At 53.3% G+C, this 16120-nt stretch carries 17 protein-coding genes and 2 pseudogenes; 14 read left to right on the top strand and 5 right to left on the bottom strand.

The genetic code is table 11. From position 1 onward, the window contains the following. Positions 1 to 38 precede the first annotated feature (38 nt). Positions 39 to 719, bottom strand: a complete 681-nt coding sequence (locus DB847_RS16100) for a substrate-binding periplasmic protein (RefSeq protein WP_234418633.1) — start codon at positions 717 to 719, stop codon at positions 39 to 41. Between the two features lie 214 nt (positions 720 to 933). Further along, positions 934 to 1536: a peroxiredoxin C gene (locus DB847_RS16095; RefSeq protein ID WP_108651609.1), complete on the bottom strand. Its 603-nt coding sequence runs from the start codon at positions 1534 to 1536 to the stop codon at positions 934 to 936. A 149-nt stretch (positions 1537 to 1685) separates the two neighbouring features. Between DB847_RS16095 and DB847_RS16090 the strand changes: the two genes are divergently transcribed. Then, positions 1686 to 2621, top strand: coding sequence for a hydrogen peroxide-inducible genes activator (locus DB847_RS16090; protein WP_108651608.1), 936 nt, complete (start codon positions 1686 to 1688; stop codon positions 2619 to 2621). On the opposite strand, the gene DB847_RS16085 is transcribed toward DB847_RS16090, so the two are convergent. Then, entirely contained in the window at positions 2531 to 3058 is a 528-nt protein-coding gene (locus tag DB847_RS16085) for a hypothetical protein (RefSeq protein WP_108651607.1), read from the bottom strand. The genes DB847_RS16090 and DB847_RS16085 overlap by 91 nt on opposite strands. Next, positions 3055 to 3423 (bottom strand): nucleoside triphosphate pyrophosphohydrolase family protein, encoded by a 369-nt coding sequence (locus tag DB847_RS16080; RefSeq protein WP_108652999.1) that lies wholly within the window; start codon positions 3421 to 3423, stop codon positions 3055 to 3057. The genes DB847_RS16085 and DB847_RS16080 overlap by 4 nt, the downstream gene beginning before the upstream one ends. Positions 3424 to 3563: 140 nt before the next feature. Between DB847_RS16080 and DB847_RS16075 the strand changes: the two genes are divergently transcribed. The 7 genes and pseudogenes from DB847_RS16075 (at position 3564) to DB847_RS25115 (ending at position 9943) form a co-directional block, all read left to right on the top strand. Beyond that, positions 3564 to 4841, top strand: coding sequence for a S1 family serine peptidase (locus DB847_RS16075; protein ID WP_108651606.1), 1278 nt, complete (start codon positions 3564 to 3566; stop codon positions 4839 to 4841). Between the two features lie 279 nt (positions 4842 to 5120). After that, positions 5121 to 6074 carry an aminoimidazole riboside kinase gene (locus DB847_RS16070; protein WP_108651605.1) on the top strand — a complete coding sequence of 318 codons (954 nt, stop codon included), beginning with the start codon at positions 5121 to 5123 and terminating at the stop codon, positions 6072 to 6074. Positions 6075 to 6088: 14 nt separating this feature from the next. Continuing rightward, positions 6089 to 7519 carry a sucrose-specific PTS transporter subunit IIBC gene (locus tag DB847_RS16065; protein WP_108651604.1) on the top strand — a complete coding sequence of 477 codons (1431 nt, stop codon included), beginning with the start codon at positions 6089 to 6091 and terminating at the stop codon, positions 7517 to 7519. Continuing rightward, positions 7516 to 8453 (top strand): annotated as a pseudogene (locus DB847_RS26425) (glycoside hydrolase family 32 protein); the annotation flags it as partial. The gene DB847_RS16065 and the pseudogene DB847_RS26425, both read left to right, overlap by 4 nt. Positions 8454 to 8465: 12 nt before the next feature. Further along, on the top strand, positions 8466 to 8804 hold the full coding sequence (locus DB847_RS26700; protein ID WP_407644464.1) for a GH32 C-terminal domain-containing protein: 339 nt from the start codon (positions 8466 to 8468) through the stop codon (positions 8802 to 8804). Between the two features lie 129 nt (positions 8805 to 8933). Continuing rightward, positions 8934 to 9539, top strand: coding sequence for a LacI family DNA-binding transcriptional regulator (locus tag DB847_RS25120; RefSeq protein WP_199911593.1), 606 nt, complete (start codon positions 8934 to 8936; stop codon positions 9537 to 9539). An 11-nt stretch (positions 9540 to 9550) separates the two neighbouring features. Then, entirely contained in the window at positions 9551 to 9943 is a 393-nt protein-coding gene (locus DB847_RS25115; RefSeq protein ID WP_325049174.1) for a substrate-binding domain-containing protein, read from the top strand. Between the two features lie 69 nt (positions 9944 to 10012). Here DB847_RS25115 and DB847_RS16045 read toward each other — a convergent pair whose 3' ends face one another. Further along, the gene (locus tag DB847_RS16045) at positions 10013 to 10417 is read right to left on the bottom strand and encodes a hypothetical protein (protein ID WP_108651601.1); all 405 of its coding nucleotides are present in this window, start codon (positions 10415 to 10417) and stop codon (positions 10013 to 10015) included. Between the two features lie 135 nt (positions 10418 to 10552). Here DB847_RS16045 and DB847_RS16040 point away from each other — a divergent pair, with 135 nt between their 5' ends. The 6 genes and pseudogenes from DB847_RS16040 (at position 10553) to secD (ending at position 16107) form a co-directional block, all read left to right on the top strand. Then, positions 10553 to 10888 carry a LysR family transcriptional regulator gene (locus tag DB847_RS16040; RefSeq protein ID WP_108651600.1) on the top strand — a complete coding sequence of 112 codons (336 nt, stop codon included), beginning with the start codon at positions 10553 to 10555 and terminating at the stop codon, positions 10886 to 10888. Beyond that, positions 10870 to 11460: a substrate-binding domain-containing protein gene (locus tag DB847_RS16035; RefSeq protein ID WP_108651599.1), complete on the top strand. Its 591-nt coding sequence runs from the start codon at positions 10870 to 10872 to the stop codon at positions 11458 to 11460. The genes DB847_RS16040 and DB847_RS16035 overlap by 19 nt, the downstream gene beginning before the upstream one ends. A gap of 161 nt (positions 11461 to 11621) precedes the next feature. Continuing rightward, positions 11622 to 12671 (top strand): tRNA preQ1(34) S-adenosylmethionine ribosyltransferase-isomerase QueA, encoded by a 1050-nt coding sequence (gene queA / locus DB847_RS16030; RefSeq protein WP_108651598.1) that lies wholly within the window; start codon positions 11622 to 11624, stop codon positions 12669 to 12671. A 42-nt stretch (positions 12672 to 12713) separates the two neighbouring features. Beyond that, positions 12714 to 13849, top strand: a pseudogene (gene tgt / locus DB847_RS16025) (tRNA guanosine(34) transglycosylase Tgt). 36 nt (positions 13850 to 13885) lie between these two features. Then, positions 13886 to 14233 carry a preprotein translocase subunit YajC gene (gene yajC / locus DB847_RS16020; protein WP_108651597.1) on the top strand — a complete coding sequence of 116 codons (348 nt, stop codon included), beginning with the start codon at positions 13886 to 13888 and terminating at the stop codon, positions 14231 to 14233. 20 nt (positions 14234 to 14253) lie between these two features. Beyond that, positions 14254 to 16107 (top strand): protein translocase subunit SecD, encoded by a 1854-nt coding sequence (gene secD / locus DB847_RS16015; RefSeq protein WP_108651596.1) that lies wholly within the window; start codon positions 14254 to 14256, stop codon positions 16105 to 16107. Positions 16108 to 16120 lie beyond the last annotated feature (13 nt).

Below are 16120 nucleotides of genomic sequence, written 5' to 3'. Positions count from 1 at the left end.
TTTGACTGCTTGTTGGGGCCGGTTAATGTACGCCTGGCTCAGGGCTGTGCAGAAAGCCCAAGTAGCTCAATCTGTCGCGGTGGTTGGTCGTCGGGAAGCCACTTATTATAGATATCTTTAAACTCGCCCGAGCGTTTTACCGCGATGAGAGCCCGGTACCAGCGAAGGATCTCGTGGCGATCTGTTCCTTTGGAAAAGGCGAGATAAAGACGATTCTCACCTATGGTCAGCACCCGTTTGATCTTGGCATGGGAAGGAGAGACCTTCTTGAGGATGCTATGGGCCGTGAGGTTGGCGTTACACCAAAGCTCGGTTTTTCGGTTTAGCAGAGATAGCGCAGCCTTGCGCGGTGTGGTGTAACGGATGAGATTAGAAAACCCCTCCCGAGAGAGGATCTGATCTTCTACTGCGGAGAGGTAAACCCCGATGTATTTCACTTTTTTTGCATCTTCGAGGGTTTCAATCTTGACCGAGCTGTCCTCAAGGGCGTAGAGATCGGTCATTCCGATGGCAACGGGGCCGAGCATGGTAAATTGCTTAAGCCGTTGTGGGGTGCGCGTCATGGCAAAGAGCATCACATTGGGTTTTGTGGTTGCAATCTGCCAGGCATTGGCCCAGGTCATAAGGGTTATGGGTGTCTCATCTTTGAGCCGCTGCTGGATGCGCTGAACTACATCTACGGCTAATCCCTTAAGCTGATTATCCTCTTTGTAGCTAATAGGGGCCAGGGCTCAGTTAAAATGGTCAGCGGAGCTGAGTGTGTAGTGAAGATTGGCCAGCAGAGCAGAAAACTAAGCAGGGTACGCCACACGGCTGTCTCCGTTGTGTATCGGGACTCTTTGGGAAGTATAGTTTGTTCGCAGAGGGTTTTTGGAAGGGCTCAAATAAAAAATACCACGCCGGGCGTGGTATTTTTTACTAAGCAAGGGCTGATTACAGCTCGCTTGCGTTTTCGGTCAGGTACTTGGCAACGCCTTCAGCGGATGCGTCCATACCTTTTTTACCTTTCTCCCACTGAGCCGGGCAAACTTCACCGTGCTCTTCGTGGAACTGCAGCGCGTCAACCATACGCAGCATCTCATCGATGTTACGGCCCAGCGGCAGATCGTTAACAACCTGGTGGCGAACCACGCCAGCCTTGTCGATCAGGAAAGAGCCACGGAAAGCAACGCCAGCTTCCGGATGCTCTACATCGTACTCTTTACAGATTTCGTGCTTGATATCTGCAACCAGAGGATAGCGAACCTGGCCGATACCGCCATCTTCGATCTTGGTGTTACGCCATGCGTTGTGGGTGAACTCTGAGTCGATAGAAACACCGATCACTTCAACACCACGCTTTTGGAACTCTTCGATACGGTGATCAAAGGCGATCAGCTCGGAAGGGCAAACAAAGGTGAAATCCAGTGGATAGAAGAATACAACCGCAGCCTTACCAGCAATGTGTGATTTCAGATTAAAGTTATCAACAATCTCACCGTTACCTAAAACTGCCGCAGCCGTGAAATCTGGAGCCTGACGTCCAACGAGTACCATAGTGTTGTTCCTCTGGTTAATAGAACAGCGCAAAATGTATTCATTCTGGGCTGAATTGGTTAAATCCAGTTACATAGTGGGACATAGTCTACTGTGCGTGGTACATTTCAGAAACTGAATTATTTAGATGAGTTCAATCGATTTTTTCTATGCACCGTTGGCCTAGTTTGAAACAGCTCCAGTATCTGGTTTCCCTGAGTGAGCACCGCAACTTTAAGCGTGCTGCTGAAGCCTGCTTTGTCAGTCAGTCGACCCTGAGTTCAGGGATCCAGACCCTGGAGGAGCTGATGGGAGCTCAGCTGATTGAGCGTGATCATAAGTCATTTGTTATTACTCCTATGGGGTGGAACGCAATTGAGCAGGCTAGGGGGCTGTTGTCTCAGGCGCGGGATCTGATGGAGCTGGGACGAGCTCAGGATGAGATGAGTGGCCGGCTGCGACTTGGTTGTATTCCGACCATAGCGCCGTTTTTGTTGAGCCGGCTGATGCAAAAATCCAGTCAACTGTTTCCCGAACTGGAACTCCTGTTACGTGAGGACACTACCACCAACCTTTTGAAGCTGTTGGAGATGGGAGAGTTGGATCTGTTACTCCTTGCTCTGCCGGTGGATATTGGTGGCCTGCACTCCACCGAAGTGGGGTGCGATCCCTTTCAGATGGTGGTGCACCGCGACTGGTTAGATCGCTATCCTCTGCCGGATTATCAGGCGATGCCGGATCAGAGTATTTTTCTGCTGGAAAAAGAACACTGCCTGACCGAGCATGCCCTGAGTGCCTGCCGAATGACCGATAAGCGTAAGATCAATCCTTTTTCGGCGACCAGTTTGCATACCCTGGTGCAGATGGTTGGCGCCTCTCTGGGGGCGACTTTTTTGCCTCAGATGGCAATAGACTCCGGAATTTTAGAGGGAACCGAGCTGGTGACGGTTCCCCTGAGGCAGGAGCAGGCGAGTCGACAGATTGGCTTGGTGTGGCGGCCGAGTAGTAACAGGACTCAGACCTTCTTTAAACTGGGGGAGCTGGTCACTGAGCTACTCAGCTCGGAGAGGAGCTCTCCCGATAGATGCTGTGAGTTAGCAGGGTAGCGCTCCAGAAACTCGATGAGAGGGTTCAGGCTGGGAGCTTGCTTCAGCTCCAGCTGGACAAAGCTTAAGATCGCTTGTTCATGCTCTGCAACCATCAGCATGACAGGTGCTTGATATTGGCTGGCCAGCTCCCGGTAATGGTTGGTATAACCCGCTATCCAGGGAGCCAGAGCCTCCATTAGCTCATTCCAGCAAAGGTGCTGCCAGCTTGTTGCCTGGACGAGAGCCTTGTCCTCCATCTCTTGGTGGGTTTGCGGGCAGGTGGTGCCCCGAGCCTCCAGGTACTCCCGGAGCAGGGCGGCGGTGCGCTCCTCAAGAGCGATCAGCAGTTGCCACTTTCTTTTAGTCTTTGCATCGGTTGCCTGCTGTTCGAAGATCTGAAAAAAGCGGATCCCAAACAGTTCCCCCAGATAGGCCTGATAGAGGGCTTGGATCATGCACTCTCTTCCTGTTTGGCTTTTATATCCACCCGGCGGAGACTGTCTTGCGGAGTAAACCCCTGAGGATAGCGCGTATTGAGCTTATCAATATTGGCCTGCATCACCTCAGCTAGCTCAATCCCGGCAGTGCTACACAGAGCGCTGATATACCACAGACAATCACCAAGCTCCTTCTTTAACTGCTCTTTATCGACACCGTGTTGATGAAACACCCCTTTTTTGATCAGATCGGCCACCTCGCCGGCTTCACCGGTGAGGCCCAGGGCATTCCATACCAGCATCATCTGCTGGTTGGATATATCCGGATCGCTTTCGCTTGCCAGGGTGCGGGCGGCGAGTGCCTGGTAATGATTACTATCCATGGTTGTTCTCTGCTTGGTGAGGGGGCCTTCAATTGCAGCATGCTCGAAGGTGGATAGCAAGAATATCGTGGAATGACACTTGCTTGGCTCCTTAATGCCTACACTTATCAAAGCACAGGATAGTGCCCGAGGGCTAAATTATGGGAAAAATAGGTCTACAGCTTTTGATCATGGGTTGCCTGTGGCTTGGGGCTATACCCGTGGTCAATGCTAGCTTTATCGCAAGAATCGTTGCGGGGATCCCGGTCGTTGCCGCCATAGATAGCAGTGAATACAGGGAACGGATCATTAATGGAGAGCCTGTCGTCAATACTCTGACATACCCCTGGATGGTCAGCCTGCAAGACACCTCATTTGACCATCTTTGCGGCGGCTCGCTGATTTCCCCTCAGTGGGTGGTGACGGCTGCTCACTGTGTCGATAACGGGGTGGTGGCGTCTGATCTCATTATCATGCAGGGTCAGATTGAGCTGAATGCTGCCACCAGTAGCAATCGTCATACAGTGCAGAGCATCCGGCTGCATCCTTCCTATAACTCTTATAATCTCACCAATGATATCGCATTATTGCAGCTGACGAACCCGATAAGCATTCCTACTTATCTGCTGCCATTGGCTCAGAGCACTTTCAATGCCTTTACCGATTTACCTGCTCCAGGGACACAATTAATGGTGTTGGGCTGGGGAAGTATCAATGCTGCCTATAACAACATCCAGTTATCGAATCGCTTGCAGTATACCTATCTGGGTTACCAGCGGACCAATGCCTGCTCTGCAGCCGATCTGGATACTCAGTTTTGTGCCCAGGATAATACCGCTCCCGCGAACTCCGATAGCTGTTTTGGTGATAGTGGTGGTCCCCTGATGTACCAGAGCGATGGATGGCGGTTGGCCGGTATCGTGAGTTTTGGCCCAGACGCCTGTGGTGCATCAGCCGGTTACACCAAGGCTGTGGCTTTTTGGAGGGCGGATAATAATAACGCTTTAGACTGGGTTCGTAGCATCATAGAGGATGAGGAAGAGATCACGAATTATACCGGAGGGGTTGTCACAACGCCCCTGTATTTTATCAACCAGGGAACGACTACCTTCGATACGAGCTCGACCACCCTTAGCAATAGCAGCGTCTTTTCCATCACCAATGATGGTTGCGCCTCCCTGGCGTTGGGAGTAGGCCAAAGCTGTAGTGTCACCGTGGACTTTCAGGGGCAGACGAATACCAGTTACCAGACTAATGTAATCTTAGGGGGAACGGCTCGTTCCCGGGCGACCGGTGATTGGTATCAGCAGTCCATTACCGTGACGCCAACAGCCTCCGGATCAAGTGGGGGAGGCGGTGGAGGAGGGGCTTTCTCCCTCTATGGCCTGCTTCTTTTGCCCCTGCTGTTTGGGCTTAGGATGAGACGCAGCCCAGGATAGAGCCCTACTGATTATATCGAATCTCCTCTAAGCCTCAGTTGGCGCTTCAACCACCTGAAACGCCAACTGGATCAGGCTGTACTCCTGCCGAGTTTCGTCTCAAACGGCTATGTTGCCGCGTTCACCTGAATCCCCCAAGCAAGTTCCTCCCGAGTTCAGCCATTCGACAACTGCTGTTTTGTTAATCAGCTCACGTTTTACTTAATCGATTCAGCAAATTTCTTGCGGTAGCTAAAACGCTTTAGCTAGTCTGGCTTTATCAGCGGATAAGGAGGCATTATGCAGAAAAAACCGGTATGGGTATTGGGAGATGCTGTGATGGATTTGATTCCAGCCCCAAGTGGTCTATTGGAGACTTGTCCCGGAGGGGCTCCGGCCAATGTTGCCGTGGGGATCAGCCGTCAGGGAGGCAGCTGCGGGTTTATCGGCAGGGTGGGGGATGATCCATTTGGCAGGCAGCTCAAGGCCAGGCTGTTTGTCGAGGGGGTGGATGTGACCTTCCTGGCAACGGATCCGGCACATCGAACCTCGACTGTACTGGTCAGTCTCGATCAGCAGGCTGAGCGCAGTTTCACTTTCATGGTCAATCCAGCTGCGGATCAGTTTTTGACCGAGGCAGAGCTGCCCGATATAGCAGGGCCGGTCATCCTGCATAGCTGCTCGATCGCGCTTATCGGCTCTTCGACGCATCAGGCAAGCCTTGCTGCGATGCACAAGGTTCGTGAGCAGGGAGGCTGGGTGAGCTTTGATCCTAACCTGCGTCACCAGCTGTGGGAAAACCAATCCCTGATGAAAGACAGGGTGGAGCAGGCCCTGGCTCTGAGCCATCTGGTGAAATGCTCACAAGAGGAGCTTTATGAACTGACGGATTGTGAGAGCTGTGAGTTGGGGTTAAAGCGTCTTTCTGATCGTGGCGTCGTGCTGGCGATTGTTACCCGTGGGGCAAAAGGATGCCTGGCTCTGTATCGGGGAGAGTTTCTGGAGCTGGACTCTCCCAGGGTTGAGGTGGTGGATACCACAGGAGCCGGGGATGGCTTTATGGCGGGACTCTTGAGCGAACTTTCCTGTTATGCCCACTGGCCTGATACTGTGCAGATGTATGACATTCTGGCCCGGGCCTGTGGTTGTGGCGCCCTGGTGACGCAGTCCAGAGGGGCGATGGAGGCCCTGCCCGATAAGCCGGCATTACTGCAATTTATTGAGCAGCAGAGCCTTCAGTTTTCAGCAGCCTGAGAGGATGATTAGAGATGAATTATCAACACTGTGCCCGGCAGATCTTAAACCTCATCGGGGGGAAAGCCAATATTGCCTCCATGGCTCACTGTGCGACTCGGTTACGCTTAGCCCTGGTGGATAACGAGAAACTCGATCAGCCCGGGATTGAGAAGGTGGCCGGAGTCAAGGCGGTGTTTATTGCCTCCGGACAGCTGCAAATCATCCTAGGAACCGGGGTGGTCAACAAGGTGTTTGCCGAGCTGCCGGGGCTGACGGGACTCTCGATGAGTAGTACCGATGAGGTGAAGCAGCAATCCCGGGCGAATATGAACCCGCTGCAACGTTTGGCCGCGGTACTTTCGAATATATTCGTTCCCATTATCCCGGCCATCGTGGCAACGGGGCTGCTGATGGGGGTTTTGAATCTGGTGAATAACCTCAACCAGCGAGGTTATATCCATATACCGGCGGATAATGGCCTGCTTCCTATGCTCAGCCTGTTTTCTTCGGCGGCCTTTGTGATCCTGCCTATTCTGATCGCCTTTTCTGCGGCGAAAGAGTTTGGCTGCAATCCCTTTGTGGCTGCTGTGTTGGGCGGGATACTGATCCATCCGGATCTTCAAAATGCCTGGATGACTTCTCATGGAGTGGCTGGCTATTTCGATCTCTGGGGTCTGGAAGTAGGTAAGGTGGGCTACCAGGGAACCGTTTTGCCGATTCTGTTTGCGGTGTGGGTGATGGCGCATCTTGAGAAACAACTGCGTCGTCTGGTGCCAAACTGTCTGGATTTGGTACTGACCCCCTTCCTGTCTGTGCTTATCATGGGGTTTATCTCTTTAATTGCGATCGGCCCTGCCGGCCGCTGGTTGGGGGAGATGCTCTCCGATGGGATCATGGCGGTATACACCCTGGCACCAATGGCTGGTGGTTTTATCTTTGCGGGACTGAACCAGGCGATCGTCATCACCGGACTCCATCATAGCTTCAATGCCGTCGAGGCCCAGCTTTTGGCGAATACCGGCAAAGATGTGCTTAATCCTCTGATCTCGATGGCCGTGATCGCCCAGGCGGGGGCGGTACTGGCGGTATTTTTCCGCACTCAGGATCAAACCCTTAAAGAGATCGCACTGCCCGCCTGCCTCACCTGTTTTTTTGGGATCACCGAGCCCGCCATTTATGGTGTGACGCTGAAACTGTTTCGTCCCTTCATTATTGCCAGTCTCGCCGCAGCCCTTGGTGGTGCCTTTACCGCGGCGATGCAGGTTTACTCTCTTGGGTTCGGGGTGACCGTCATCCCCGGAAGTTTTGTGATTGAACCGGGAGGTCTGGGGGCATATCTTGTGGGACTGCTCCTGACCTTTGGTTTGGCTTTTGTCGGTACCTGGTTATTTGGAGGCTGTAGAAAAGAAAGCGCCAGGGACCAGGCGCAAAATGATCGTGAAATCTCTGGGGAGCTATCATGAACGACAGCGAACTGGCTTACCGAGCCAGGCTCACGGCTCGCCTGGCTCAGCAACTTCAAGCACATCACAGCGACTCCTGGCGGCCGCAGTGGCATGTTTCGGCTCCGCTGGGTCTTATCAATGATCCCAATGGCTTTTGTTACTTTGAGGGGCGCTACCAGCTGTTCTTCCAGTGGAATCCCTGGGCATGCAGCCACGGCGCCAAGGCTTGGGGGCATGTCAGCTCAGACGATCTCATTCACTGGCAGCATCAGCCTCTGGCACTGGCACCCACTGAGGATTTTGAGAAGGATGGTTGCTATTCAGGCTCTGCCATAGTCAAAGATGGCCAGCTTTATCTCTTTTATACCGGCAATGTGAAGCTCCCTGCCGGGCAACGAACCGCCTATCAATGTATGGCGGTCCGGGAGCAGGAGGGGCGTTGGCGCAAGCTTGGGCCTGTCATCGAGCTTCCCGAAGGTTACACCGGGCATGTTCGGGATCCCAAGGTTTGGCTACACCAGGGGAGCTACTATATGGTGCTGGGGGCGCAGACTCTGGAGCGGCAAGGGGTAATCCTACTGTATGCCTCCAGCGATCTTAAAAGCTGGCTGCTGCGGGGGGAGATCGCAGGCAGTCAGCGTAATGGTTTGGGCGATTTTGGTTACATGTGGGAGTGTCCGGATCTATTTTCGCTGGGGGACAGGAGTTTTTGCTCTGTTGCCCCCAGGGGGTAGAGGATACCCCAACAGATAGCGCAGGCTATCTGAGCGGCCAGCTTGATTATCCCGGGGCTAGATTTCAGCATGGAGCCTTCGAGCCGCTGGATCATGGCTTTGATTTCTATGCCCCCCAGACCTGTGAGGACGACAAGGGACGACGCTTGCTGATTGGCTGGCTGGGAAGCCCCCAGGTTGAAGATGAAGCCCTGCCCACAGCCGCAAAGGGCTGGGTGCATTGTCTGAGCATGGTCAGAGAGCTGAAAGTTGAGGAGGGGCGGCTCTACCAACAGCCCGTCTCTGAGAGCCGGCAACTGAGGCGTCAGGCGTGGTGTGGGCTTGCCAATCCCGGCGACAGGTTTGCGGTGAGCTCGGCTGAGCTGCTGGTAAAGCTCAGGGGAGAGCTTGAGCTTGAGGTTGAAGGCGCGCTCAGAATTCGTTGCACCGACAACAGACTCATATTGGAACGAAATGACTGGCAGGAGGGCTGGCAGCAAAGGCTTTGGCAGGGCAGGGTGAGGCAGCTGCAGATCTTTGTCGATCACAGCACCCTGGAGATATTCATCAACCAGGGGAGGCAGTCATGAGTAGTCGTTTTTACTGTCAGGAGGGTGACCCTGAGCTCACCCTGGTCACCGGGGCAGCGGATGTGAACTACTGGATCCTTGAAAAGATAGGCGTAGAATGAATCTTTTTTTTCAGTCGAGTCTTTGCTTGTGACAGTCCGAAAACGAGCTACCATTGAGGAGGTTGCGCGCCAGGCCGGGGTCTCTAAGACCACCGCCAGCCTGGTTCTCAACGGCTCCAGTAAGAAGTACCGTATCGCTGAGGCAACTCAGCTCAGAGTTCAGGAGGCAGCCCGGCGCTGTGAATATACACCGAGTTTTTCTGCCCGCACCCTGCGCTCCGGGCGCAGTCAGACCCTGGCCCTGGTGATCCCGGATTTTACCAATTTGGGTTTTGTGACCATTGCCCGCGAGCTGGAGCACCAGGCGCGTGAGGCGGGCTACCAGTTGTTATTGGCCTGTACTCAGGATGATCCATCCCTTGAGCAGGAGGTGGTTCGCAGCGTGCTGGCTCGCCAGGTTGATGCCTTGTTAGTTGCTTCATCCCTCGAGGAAGATGATTTATACCAATCGATCCACCAGAAAAACTGCCCCGTAGTGCAGATCGATCGCTGTATTGCAGACTCGTCACTTCCCTATGTGATCTCGGATGCGGTCAGTTCGACACAAGAGCTTGTTGCTTCGTTGGCCGCCGACCAGCCCGCGGTTTATTATCTGGGGGCCAGCCCCAGTATTCACCGAGTCGCCATCGTTTAGAGGGTTTTAGGCTGGGCCTGCAGCAGGCTGGACTCACCGAGCAAACATCCTGGATACGTGAGCAGGATTATCAGCCCGATACGGGTTACCGGATGGTCAAGCAGCTCTATCAGGAACTAGGTAGCTTACCTGAGGCCCTGTTTACCGCCTCTTACTCCCTGATGGAGGGGGTGCTGCGCTTTGTGCATGAGCAGTCACACCTGGGCACTGAGATCCGGCTTGGAACCTTTGATGATTATGAGATGCTCAATTACCTGCCCTGGCCGGTGGACTCGATCGCTCAGGATTGTCAGCAGATCGCCCGGGTGGGGTTTGAGCTGGCGACAGCCCTGATTGAACAGCAGACATTGACGGAATTTCAGCTGCAGATCCCGGCCACGGTGAAGTGGCGTAGCCGGGGATAGAGACAGGGTATCCAAACAAGTTGGCAACTTACTGTGGGGAGTGGAGCGATGAGACTGGCTTTAGAGAGCTCAGCCATTAACCATGGCCTGCATCCGTTGCTGCTGGATCCTTTGATAGTGCTCAAACTGAGCATGATTGAGCACGGCCTGCAGCTGGTCATTTTTTTGAAAAACCAGCTCGCGTAGTTCGCGGGCCTTGCCAAGGCGCCAGCTGTCTGAATCCACTATCTGTTGCGCTTTTTTAGCGTATTTAAGATTGATGTTTTCGACCTTACTCTTTTGAGCCGGGGTGAGGTTGAGTTTTTTGCTCATCATTTGGGTTTGCCGGGTGGCTCGCTGTGCCGGTGTGGTGTTTTCAATTTTTTGAAAAATCCCCTCCGGGGCTGGCGTCGCAAAGACGCTGTGACATAGAAGGGAGGTCACAAAGAGGGCTGCAAAGATGATTTTAAAGGCTTTCAGGTGAAAATTTGTCATAATAACAAGCGTTCGTAAAAAGAAGACGACATAGCTTAAACCTTGCTGGCATGCATGATGCGACTAACTGAATTCCATGTTGGAATAGGGGCAGTGGCGATTAGTAGCTAAACATTCAGCTTCGGAGTACAGAGAATGCAGAACATCGGGATGAATCAACTTGAGCACTTTATCCAAATTTACGAGCTCAAAAGTATCTCGGCAGCAGCCAAGGAGTGTGGTGTCACTCAATCTGCCATCACCAAGAGCCTGAAGAAGCTGGAAGAGTTGCTGGGTCTGACTCTCTTTTACCGCCATACCCGGGAGATGTCTCCCAGTGATGCCGCTCATGGCCTATATGAACATGCGCTGGATATAGTATCCGCGACCCGCAGCTTCGAACTGCGCGCCGAGCAGATCGCCCTGGGGAGCTTGGTGAGGTACGCATCGGCTGTGGCCCGCTGGTTTCACAAATGGTCACGGTTCCTTTAGCTGAGCTGCTCTATACTCACTTTCCTGATCTCCAGCTGAGGATCTGTGATGGTACCTTTGAAGAGCTGAGCAAAAAACTCCTCAGCCATGAGGTTGACTTTGTGCTCTATGACGGGCAAGAGATCAACTATGTTTCCCACCCTGAGCGCTTCGTGGCGACTCCTGTGTTGAGTTATCCCCTGATCTGTGTCGGCTCTCCGAATAGCCCTTTTTTGAAACAGGAAGACGATCTGCTTAAATGCCCCTGGGCACTGCCTTATATATCGACCGGCTACCGCCGGGGCTTATCCGATACCCTGAGAAACGAGCTCAAAAAAAATGGCGCACACCGCTATGAGATCAATAACATGCTCTCCTGTATTGAGCTTGCCAAACGTGGCCTGGCATTCACCATCACCACCCGAATGAATGTCGAGCAGGAGCTCAAAAGTGGTGAACTGATCGAACTTGAAAAGCCCCTGACGTTTTTCGATGACCACCAAATCGCTCTGTATCGATTACGCTCCCGGCAGTTGTCCGATGTCTGCCGCCGGGTCCTCAAGGCGATCGAGAGCTTTGCCAAATTCAGGTGAGGGCGAGCCCTTTCGACAACAATCCACTGGGTTGAGGGGGCCAAAGGGGGAGCTTTTCACTGGATTTGGCCTCGTTTGGCCTTGAGTTTGCTTTCTTTGCTTGATCCTCGGTCAGTGCCTCACTAGACTAGCCGCCTGAATTGTATTAATTGGTGGTAATCATGCAGCTGTCTGATTTCTTTTTTGACCTTCCCGATGAGCTTATCGCGCGTTATCCCATGCCCGAGCGGGCGGGGAGTCGTCTGCTGCAACTCGATGGCAACAGTGGTGAGCTGTGTCATGGTATGTTTGCAGATCTGCTGGAGCAGGTTCGCCCTGGTGATCTGATGGTGTTTAACAACACCCGGGTTATTCCGGCACGGATGTTTGGTCAAAAAGAGACGGGCGGTAAAGTCGAGATGTTGGTGGAGCGCTTGCTCGATGGCCAGCAGATCCTGGCCCATCTGCGGGCATCCAAGGCGCCGAAGCCCGGCACCAAGCTTATTTTCGAGCAGGCGGTTCACGCCGAAGTGAAAGGTCGCCAGGGCGATCTGTTCCTGCTGGAGATCCAGGGAGAGCGCCCGGTGCTTGAGTTACTGGAAGAGTTTGGCCATATTCCCCTTCCTCCCTATATCGATCGCGCCGATGAAGACTCCGATAAGGAGCGCTATCAGACGGTGTATAACGAAAAGCCAGGTGCCGTTGCCGCGCCAACCGCGGGGCTGCATTTCGATGAGCTGATGCTGGAGAAGCTAAAGGCCAAGGGTGTGGAATTTGCCTTTGTCACCCTGCATGTGGGTGCCGGAACCTTCCAGTCGGTACGGGTCGACAACATCGAAGAGCACAAGATGCACTCCGAGTATGTGGAGCTCTCCCAGGAGGTTGTGGATCAGATCACCAAAACCCGTGAACAGGGTGGACGGATCATTGCCGTTGGCACCACTTCGGTTCGCTCATTAGAGAGTGCCGCTCGGGTCACGTTGGCACAAAATAAGCCGCTTGCTCCCTTTTTCGACGATACCGATATTTTTATCTACCCGGGCTTTGAGTTTCAGCTGGTAGATGCGATGATTACTAACTTTCATCTGCCTGAGTCGACCCTGATCATGCTGGTCTCCGCCTTTGCCGGAAAAGAGAACATTCTCAAGGCATACAATGAGGCGGTGAAGAAAGAGTATCGTTTCTTTAGCTACGGAGATGCGATGTTCCTGAGCCGTCAGCGTTCGGCTTAACTGTTTGAGTGAGTCAGACTGTATTTCTGACCTGGAGTGACAATGAAGTTTGAGTTAGACAAGACCTGTGGCCGGGCGCGCCGCGGGCGCCTTAAGTTTGAGCGTGGCACAGTAGAAACCCCGGCATTCATGCCGGTTGGAACCTATGGTACGGTAAAAGGGATGACACCCGAAGAGGTTGCAGATACCGGCGCTCATATCCTGCTTGGCAATACTTTCCATCTGTGGCTGCGTCCCGGCCAGGAGATCATGCGTCAGCACGGTGATCTTCATGACTTCATGAACTGGCAAGGACCCATCCTCACCGATTCCGGTGGTTTCCAGGTCTTCAGCCTTGGAGATCTGCGCAAGATCAAAGAGGAAGGAGTTCACTTCCGCAGCCCGATTAATGGTGAAAAGGTATTCCTCTCCCCGAGAAATCGATGGAGGTCCAGTACGATCTGGGCTCCGATGTGGTGATGTGTTTTGATGAGTGCACCCCTTATCCGGCGACCGAAGCCGAAGCGGATAAGTCGATGCAGATGTCTCTGCGCTGGGCCAAGCGTAGCCGCGATCGTTTTAATGAGCAGAACGGCGAAGAGCAGCGTAACGCCTCTTTGTTTGGCATCATTCAGGGCGGTGTCTATGAGCATCTGCGCGATGTATCCCTGGAAGGTCTACAGAGCATCGGCTTTGACGGCTATGCAGTCGGCGGCCTGGCAGTGGGTGAGCCCAAGGAAGATATGCACCGGATCCTGGAGCACATCTGCCCTAAGATCCCTGAAGATAAGCCTCGCTACCTGATGGGCGTGGGCAAGCCGGAAGATCTGGTGGAAGGGGTCCGCCGCGGTATCGACATGTTCGACTGCGTGATGCCAACCCGTAATGCCCGAAACGGCCATCTCTTCACCACCGAAGGGGTGATCAAGATCCGTAATGCCCGTCATCGTACCGATACCGGGCCGCTGGATGCCGATTGTGATTGCTATACCTGTAAGAACTATTCACGTTCTTACCTGCATCACCTGGATAAATGTAACGAAATTTTGGGAGCACGTCTCAACACCATCCACAACTTGCGCTACTATCAGCGTTTGATGCAGGGATTGAGGGATGCAATTGACAGCGATACGCTGGATCAATTTATAAAAGAGTTCTATGAGCGTCAGGGCAAGCCTGTCCCGGCGGCCATTGATTAATCAGTGTGAACTTCTAATAACGAAGAGGAACGATAAATGTCTTTAAGCAGCTTTTTTGGGGTTAGTGCAGCCCATGCCGCGGGAGAAGCGGGTCAGCCGGCAGGTGGTGGATTTCAGATGATCATCATCCTGGTGATCTTTGCTGCGATCTTCTACTTCATGATCTACCGCCCCCAGTCCAAGCGTGCCAAGGAGCATAAAAACCTGATGTCATCCTTGTCTAAGGGTGATGAGGTACTCACCTCAGGTGGTTTGGTAGGTAAGATCGTTAAGATCACTGACACGGGTTTTGTTGTTCTGTCTCTGGATGAGCAGACCAAGATCACCATCAAGCGTGACTTTGTTACCGCGGTACTGCCTAAGGGTTCTATCCAGTCTATGTAACTGGGAGCAAGGAGCGTTAAGTGCTAAACAGATATCCGCTGTGGAAGTACCTGTTGGTGTTGTTTGTCATCGTCATCGGGTTTCTTTACGCAGCTCCGAACCTCTATGGAGAGGATCCTGCCCTGCAGGTCTCCAACTCCCACGGAGATGCACTGCAGGTGCAGTCGCTGGATCAGATCAAAGATGTGCTTGAGAAGGATAAGATCCCGTTCAAGAGCGTCAGTTTTGATGATTCCCAGATCCTGGTTCGGTTTCATGACACTGACGATCAGCTCAAGGCTCAGGGCGTTGTTGCCAAGGCGCTTGGGAGCAACTATGTAGTTGCTCTCAACCTGGCACCGGCAACACCAGCCTGGCTCAAGGCGATCGGTGGCAGTCCGATGAAGCTCGGACTCGATCTGCGTGGTGGGATCCACTTCCAGATGCAGGTCGATATGAATGAGGCGATCAATAAGACCCTTGCTCAGACTGTTCAGGATTTCAGGACCGACCTGAGAACAGAGCGAATTCGTTATTCCGGCATTCGCCAGCAGAAGGATCAGATCTATCTGCAGTTCCGTAATGAAGAATCCCGCACCAAGGCGATGAGCTACCTGCGTGAGCATTACCGGGATTTCCTGTTTACTGAGGCGAATCAGGGCGGCCGTTTTGCTATGACGGCGGCGATGACTCAGAAAAAGCTGCAGGAAACCCAGGAATATGCGCTGCAGCAGAACATCACCATTATCCGTAACCGGGTCAACGAGTTGGGGGTTTCCGAGCCACTGGTTCAGCGCCAGGGCGCCGATCGGATTATCGTTGAATTACCAGGGGTTCAGGATGCTACCCGTGCCAAGGAGATCCTCGGTGCGACCGCAACCCTTGAGTTCCGGATGGTGGATGAGAATGCCGATCCGGCTGCAGCTGCAGCGGGCCAGGTACCTCCGGGTGATCAACTGCTGTATAACAAGAATGACCAGCCGGTTGTTCTGAAAAAGCAGGTGATCCTGACGGGTAACCACATCACTGATGCTCAGTCTGCCTTTGATGAGTACAGCCGACCTCAGGTTAGTATCAAGCTTGATGGTAGTGGCGGAAACCGCATGTCCGAGTTCACCAAGGACAACGTCGGTAAGGCGATGGCGACCGTGTTTATTCAGTACAAGCCGGTTGGCAAGCCAAAAGCGGGTGAGAAGCCTAAGTTCAAGAAGGTGGAAGAGGTGATCAACGTGGCGACCATTCAGTCACGTCTGGGGCGCAACTTCCGGATCACCGGCCTTGAGAACATCAATGAAGCTCACAACCTGGCGCTGCTGTTGCGTGCCGGTGCTCTGATCGCACCGATCCAGATCATTGGTGAAAGCACAATCGGTCCAAGCCTGGGTCAGCAGAACATCAAGCACGGTTTTCAGGCCATGGTTTATGGCACCCTGATCCTGCTGGTGTTCATGATGATCTACTATCGTAAGTTTGGCCTCATCGCCAACCTGGCGGTCTTGTGCAACCTGGTGCTGATTGTGGGAGCCATGTCTCTCATTCCGGGGGCGACCATGACACTGCCTGGCATTGCCGGTATGGTCCTGACCATGGGGATGGCGGTTGACGCCAACGTCCTGATCTTCGAGCGAATACGCGAGGAGCTCAATGCCGGGCGGGGAATCCAGCAGGCGATTAGTTTGGGGTATGAACGAGCCTTCTCGACCATCGCCGATGCGAACGTGACCACGCTGATCTCAGCGGTGATCCTGTTTGCCATAGGTACCGGCTCGGTGAAGGGCTTTGCGGTGACCCTGATGATCGGTATTGCGGCTTCCATGTTTACTGCAATCACAGGTACACGTGCCATTGTTAACCTCATCTGGGGTGGCAAGCGCGTGAAATCTCTGTCTATTTAAGGGGTATTTCAAA

This window comes from Dongshaea marina, from assembly GCF_003072645.1.
Lineage (GTDB): Bacteria > Pseudomonadota > Gammaproteobacteria > Enterobacterales > Aeromonadaceae > Dongshaea > Dongshaea marina.
Note: the sequence above shows the minus strand (reverse complement) of the source record. Positions and strands in the feature narration are given on the sequence as shown.

What these genes read in the sequence shown, in the direction of transcription:
- DB847_RS16035 (WP_108651599.1), top strand. Translation starts at nt 10,870, where the DNA reads ATGGTCACGGTTCCTTTAGCTGAGCTGCTCTATACTCACTTTCCTGAT.
- DB847_RS16095 (WP_108651609.1), bottom strand. Translation starts at nt 1,536, where the DNA reads ATGGTACTCGTTGGACGTCAGGCTCCAGATTTCACGGCTGCGGCAGTT.
- DB847_RS16045 (WP_108651601.1), bottom strand. Translation starts at nt 10,417, where the DNA reads ATGACAAATTTTCACCTGAAAGCCTTTAAAATCATCTTTGCAGCCCTC.
- DB847_RS26700 (WP_407644464.1), top strand. Translation starts at nt 8,466, where the DNA reads ATGGTCAGAGAGCTGAAAGTTGAGGAGGGGCGGCTCTACCAACAGCCC.
- DB847_RS16090 (WP_108651608.1), top strand. Translation starts at nt 1,686, where the DNA reads ATGCACCGTTGGCCTAGTTTGAAACAGCTCCAGTATCTGGTTTCCCTG.
- DB847_RS16085 (WP_108651607.1), bottom strand. Translation starts at nt 3,058, where the DNA reads ATGATCCAAGCCCTCTATCAGGCCTATCTGGGGGAACTGTTTGGGATC.
- DB847_RS16065 (WP_108651604.1), top strand. Translation starts at nt 6,089, where the DNA reads ATGAATTATCAACACTGTGCCCGGCAGATCTTAAACCTCATCGGGGGG.
- DB847_RS16075 (WP_108651606.1), top strand. Translation starts at nt 3,564, where the DNA reads ATGGGAAAAATAGGTCTACAGCTTTTGATCATGGGTTGCCTGTGGCTT.
- DB847_RS16070 (WP_108651605.1), top strand. Translation starts at nt 5,121, where the DNA reads ATGCAGAAAAAACCGGTATGGGTATTGGGAGATGCTGTGATGGATTTG.
- DB847_RS16080 (WP_108652999.1), bottom strand. Translation starts at nt 3,423, where the DNA reads ATGGATAGTAATCATTACCAGGCACTCGCCGCCCGCACCCTGGCAAGC.
- yajC (WP_108651597.1), top strand. Translation starts at nt 13,886, where the DNA reads ATGTCTTTAAGCAGCTTTTTTGGGGTTAGTGCAGCCCATGCCGCGGGA.
- queA (WP_108651598.1), top strand. Translation starts at nt 11,622, where the DNA reads ATGCAGCTGTCTGATTTCTTTTTTGACCTTCCCGATGAGCTTATCGCG.
- DB847_RS16040 (WP_108651600.1), top strand. Translation starts at nt 10,553, where the DNA reads ATGCAGAACATCGGGATGAATCAACTTGAGCACTTTATCCAAATTTAC.